Raw genomic sequence first — 4,840 nt, forward strand, 5'->3', positions numbered from 1 at the left:
GATTCCAACTGCACTGTTGTGAAAAGAGACTCCTGAAAAACATCCATACCGCGCACTGAACCAAAATCCTCTGTGGGTTATCGTTTTCCGTATTGTATCTAACCCAATGTTCTCAGGCGACAAAATCAACAGCCTGCTAGGCCGAGCCTATATGAAAGTTTTTGTCTTAATGTTTAACATTCTTTTTAGCTCTATAAGCACGGAAACTTTCTTTGTAGAATAGCCTTCTTCACCCCTGCTTTCCAAGCAAATATCAGATCTGACTAGCAATTATCATTGCCGGTTCGATCGAAAACTATCCTTAGTTTTTCTAACCTAGAAGGTTTAATCTGAAAATTGGGCAAAAACCTCTTCTCCTGTCATATTTGTTGTTTCATTGGCGAACGTATAATATTTCGGCTTTTCTTCAATAAAGATCTGGTGGTCAAAATTTAACTTCTGCACTTCATCAAATAATCCAACAGGAACTATATATTGATCATTTTTCTTTAATTTATAGAAAAGATGTGTTCCACAGAGTGAGCAAAATCCACGCTCTGCCCATTCTGAGGAAGAATAAGTAGAGATATTATGTTCCCCCGCAAAATTTACTTCCATATTACAGTCAACTGCCAAAAGGGGGCCACCACCCCATTTTCTGCACATATTACAATGACAGGCTCCGACGTTCTCCGGGCACATAGATAATGCTTCGATTTTAACCTTTCCACACAAACAAGCTCCCCTGGCTTCGGCCCTTTTACTCATAATTTACCCCTAACTATATTGACTATACATTGATCGATATATAAATTTTTTTCGCAATCAGAATCTTCTCTGTTATCCCACTCCGTTAAGTTATCTATAGTTTCTTGTAACCAACCTTAATGTAGTATTCAAGTATTTCCGGACAGTACGTTAAGATTTTCTTCCATCTCTGCGGGAGGCACACCATCGTTGTGCTGATGTCGGCGTTCCCAGTTGTAGTAGGTCATCAGGTAGTAGCCGACATCTCGCCGCGCTTCGGCGATTGAATCGTAGCCGAGAGGTGGCATTTATTCGCTTTTCAAACTACGGAGCCGCCTTTCCATCGGAGTACAGCCCAGCAAAAACCCGAAAGCTAAAAAGTAAACCATTGCTTTCATAGTAATTCTTATCACCGCTGGCTGGGGCAGCTTGCCTTGTGCTCAGTCTGCGTGAAAACTGGAGCGCGGCGACCGCGCATAAAGTGCACAAAGTTAGCTGTCGGCCTGCAGCGGCTTGTTATGCATATTTTTGCTGCTCTGGACAATACTAATACCTTTGATTAATAACCATAGGCCAAATGTGATTTCAAACAAAGCACCTGGCAGCATCAGATCTCTCAATACTTCAGGCGGACTAAGTAATAGTATATTCGAGAATCCATAGACTATCATCGAGATGTATGTGAAAGCTCCCCAAAGAGCCAACCACTTCGGTACATAACTTGATACGTAAAATAAATACATAAAAATAGTTGCACCGATACCCATTATGATTAACAAAACATCCCACATCGAACCGCTCATTTTCACAAAAATACTCGCCAATACGTGCAATTGTTCATGCTTAAATACAGTCGAGTATTCCTGGTTCTTTAAAACCACTATGACGCTCAATATAACAATTGTTGCGACAAAGCCGAGAAGCCCCTCTCCAAATCTGAAAAGCAGTGCCACAAGAGCAATATTTTTGTTTACTGTTTTTGTAACTAAGTACTGCGCCCAAGATGCCCAAATAACAGCGATAAACATAATAATATCGATAGCCTGAGCAAATCTAAATCTTGCTTCTGTTTCATCGAATACCGAGAAGTCGTATATTCCCTCCTTGAAAAGCATCGAATTGGACATCCCTAAAATTATATAAATTAAATAAGCGGCACCTAAATGCTTAACATATAGCTTAAGTGACGATTGAACATTTTCCATCAAAAATTCCCTTTTATCGACATCTGTATCTAACGCCTTAGTTTGGAATCTGTATAGCGCGTCCCGTGGAAGGCACGCTTTTTGCGGCTGTAACGAACAACACTAACTTGTTATGTATTTAGACTACACCTAAACGCCAATGTATACTGCGCCAACTCAATTGACTCCCAGTCATCCGATTGATGCACAGGCATATCAAGATTCGATTTGATTTGCTGCTCACCATTCTCGTAAACCCGCAATTCAATACGGGCGACATCTTCGATAAGTTGATGTTTCAGCGATATAGCTCCATTTTCATCAATCTGCTCTTGCTCGGTGACTTTGATCTTACTTTGCTGGAGCAATTCATCCTCTTGAAATAGACCGATATCGATTAGCAACTATCTCTCCCATGATGCATAAAGCCGCCAACACGGGCAGAAAGGAGCAGCGAAGCTGCGGAATGTAGGTTCAGCCAACTTTGCTGGCGATCGTGCTTGGCTTTGTTACATGCTGGACTAGACACTTTGCACAACCTTTAATTTGGAGAACCTGACGTTTAATTTGGGGACACCCACTATAGAAAGAACTTTATTCTTTAGCTCGATAGACATTGTTGCAACAGCTTCTCCCCGCTGTATGTATGGGCCTCCAGGCAGATCCCAATCATAGACGTAGAAGCCCAACTTAGAGAAATCAGACCATACTTCAGGGCTACCCCAGTTGGGAGAATCCAGTGAATTCGATATCTCATCATGGCTAGTGAAGTTTGCCAGTATACTATCAGGAACGAACCCTTCACCTACCGTAGAGAACAATCCGATATTTCCATCGATATCCTCGGCGTGCCAGTCGAATTCTCTGCCTTCTATTTCTTCTTGATAAGTAGTCATACTTGGTGCACGTAACGCCCACGGCAGGCGCGGAGGGCCGTAGCTTCACTGCCCAGGATTTTATACTGGTTCTTGAGCAGGCCTATTGCCGAGTACACGTATTCGGGCTCACCTCTGGACTTGATTTGCTCCACTACAGTGCTATAAGAAATTACACCATATACTTCATTACGGTTCAATAGCACTACAAACCAGCCCGACCCCGTAATTTCCTCAAGCTTCCCACAAGAAGTCTCATTTCTTACGTACTTCATATAACGACCAGACTGATAGCCCCAGCCATGGAGCAATTCCAAAATTGCCACAGCAATAATTTGGCCTTCTTCTGACTCAGATAGCGAATCACTATGAAGTTTTACAACCGCAACATCTGTTGCCGTACAGACAGAATTCTCCAAGTCTTTTTGGAAATCAGGATAAATATATTGAAACTCACCATCTGGTGATAATGGCGGAATGATAGTTGGACGAACTGGTGAGCATGCCAGTACTTTACTACTGACAAGCAAAAATAGAAGGAAACAGTACTTTAGCTGCTTCATAGCATAACAGTTTATTAAAGAGCCAGTGGTTCATTATCATATGGCTAATATTTCTAGTCTATTACACGCAAATCCCTAACCAAGTTTATAGTTTGCAATAGGTTATAGAGTTCTGCTTAATACGCAACCAGTTATAGCAGACCATTGGTTCAAGTCGCCTGATACAACCCGTGGGTCTTGAACACTTTTCGCCCTCATGAGAATCAATAAGTTAGACAAGGTTTTCTGTGGATGTCAGTCGTGGCTCTTTAGTTCGGCCCTTGGCAAAACCTGAATTCTGAATACTACCTACAAGGGTGAACAAGCCGGGCCTGCACTCGGCTTTTTGCTTATGAAACGAATACCTTCGCAGTCTAAATGTACTCCTCCCCACGCCTGCGCGGTTTTGGGCTTTTGGCTGGTCAACGAAATGGGGGAATACCTTATCTGTCCCTGTTTCTGGGCCAGGGACTTTTTGCCCTTTTCATATACTGAGCACATTGAAAAGAGCGTGAACGGTCAAAACGGGGCCTTCCAGCATACTACCCACACTGGAAGGCAGTCTCCGCGGCCATCAGCGCTGATCTTTTGCTTTAGGGGTAAAAACAGAGGGTATCGAGCTTCAGAACTGAAACTACTGATTTTAGGTTGACACCTTAAACGAAAAAGAGCGGTATCAACTCGCTTGATGCCGCTCTTATGATCCTTCAACTTATTGATTTTGAAGGATTTTATTGGTGGGTCGTGCTGGATTCGAACCAGCGACCAATTGGTTAAAAGTCAAACAAAACGGTTTTCGTTGCTCCCCTATATGCCGCAAACCCGCATGGCAGCTAGGTTTCGGTGTTCACTGTTTCCCATTGTTTCTCATCTGCGTTGACACTTTGTTGACACCTTGGCTGCTGTTCCAGCGCAGCTAAGGGGTTGTTGGTAGCCACCTCTTCTAGGTGTTCAGGAGCCAAGTGGGCGTAACACATGGTCATTTTTATGTCAGCGTGGCCAAGGATCTCCTTTAAAGTGAGGAGATTCCCACCATGAATCACAAAGTGACTTGCAAAGGTGTGACGAAGTACATGGCTGGCCTGCCCTTTTGGTAAATCGATCCCGCTGTCTTTGAGCGCTCTGAGAAACGCCTTATAGCAATATTGGAACAATGGGCCGTTGTCTGATCGTTTGTTTGATAACTCGTCTTCCAATGCCTGGCTAATGGGGACGGTGCGCGTCTTCCCACTTTTTGTTCGAGCAAAGGTGATCCTGCGATTGCGTATCTGCTCGGTTCGCAGACCTTGAGCCTCCCCCCACCGAGCGCCAGTAGCCAAGCAAACTTTGGCCACCAGCAGGGCGTGTTTAGAGTTACTCTTTTCAAGGGATGCTAGGGAACGTCTGAATAACTCAACAATCGCTACGGCAGTATCAGTATTTTCTGGTGCGGGCCTGAATTTGACCAAAACAACCCTGAGATTGTTTGTTTTTTCACCTGGAATCTACTTCTCAGCAGATTCCAGGTGCACTG

6 protein-coding genes and 1 pseudogene are annotated in these 4,840 nt (G+C 43.6%); all 7 read right to left on the reverse strand.

The genetic code is table 11. The features are described 5' to 3' along the window. Nucleotides 1-324: 324 nt before the first annotated feature. The gene (locus AB1S50_RS18790) at nucleotides 325-747 is read right to left on the reverse strand and encodes a GFA family protein (RefSeq protein WP_367152749.1); all 423 of its coding nucleotides are present in this window, start codon (nucleotides 745-747) and stop codon (nucleotides 325-327) included. Nucleotides 748-875: 128 nt separating this feature from the next. Next, a pseudogene (locus AB1S50_RS18795) lies at nucleotides 876-1,073 on the reverse strand (IS3 family transposase); the annotation flags it as partial. Nucleotides 1,074-1,217: 144 nt separating this feature from the next. Further along, entirely contained in the window at nucleotides 1,218-1,931 is a 714-nt protein-coding gene (locus AB1S50_RS18800) for a DUF4386 domain-containing protein (RefSeq protein WP_367152750.1), read from the reverse strand. A 110-nt stretch (nucleotides 1,932-2,041) separates the two neighbouring features. After that, nucleotides 2,042-2,314, reverse strand: coding sequence for a hypothetical protein (locus tag AB1S50_RS18805; protein WP_367152751.1), 273 nt, complete (start codon nucleotides 2,312-2,314; stop codon nucleotides 2,042-2,044). 117 nt (nucleotides 2,315-2,431) lie between these two features. Continuing rightward, nucleotides 2,432-2,806, reverse strand: a complete 375-nt coding sequence (locus AB1S50_RS18810) for a hypothetical protein (protein ID WP_367152752.1) — start codon at nucleotides 2,804-2,806, stop codon at nucleotides 2,432-2,434. Beyond that, nucleotides 2,803-3,348, reverse strand: coding sequence for a hypothetical protein (locus tag AB1S50_RS18815; RefSeq protein ID WP_367152753.1), 546 nt, complete (start codon nucleotides 3,346-3,348; stop codon nucleotides 2,803-2,805). Before AB1S50_RS18815 ends, AB1S50_RS18810 begins: the two co-directional genes overlap by 4 nt. A gap of 812 nt (nucleotides 3,349-4,160) precedes the next feature. Beyond that, complete coding sequence (locus AB1S50_RS18820; RefSeq protein ID WP_367152755.1) at nucleotides 4,161-4,775, reverse strand: tyrosine-type recombinase/integrase; 615 nt, start codon at nucleotides 4,773-4,775, stop codon at nucleotides 4,161-4,163. Nucleotides 4,776-4,840 lie beyond the last annotated feature (65 nt).

The sequence above is a fragment of the Microbulbifer discodermiae genome (genome assembly GCF_040742695.1).
Lineage (GTDB): Bacteria > Pseudomonadota > Gammaproteobacteria > Pseudomonadales > Cellvibrionaceae > Microbulbifer.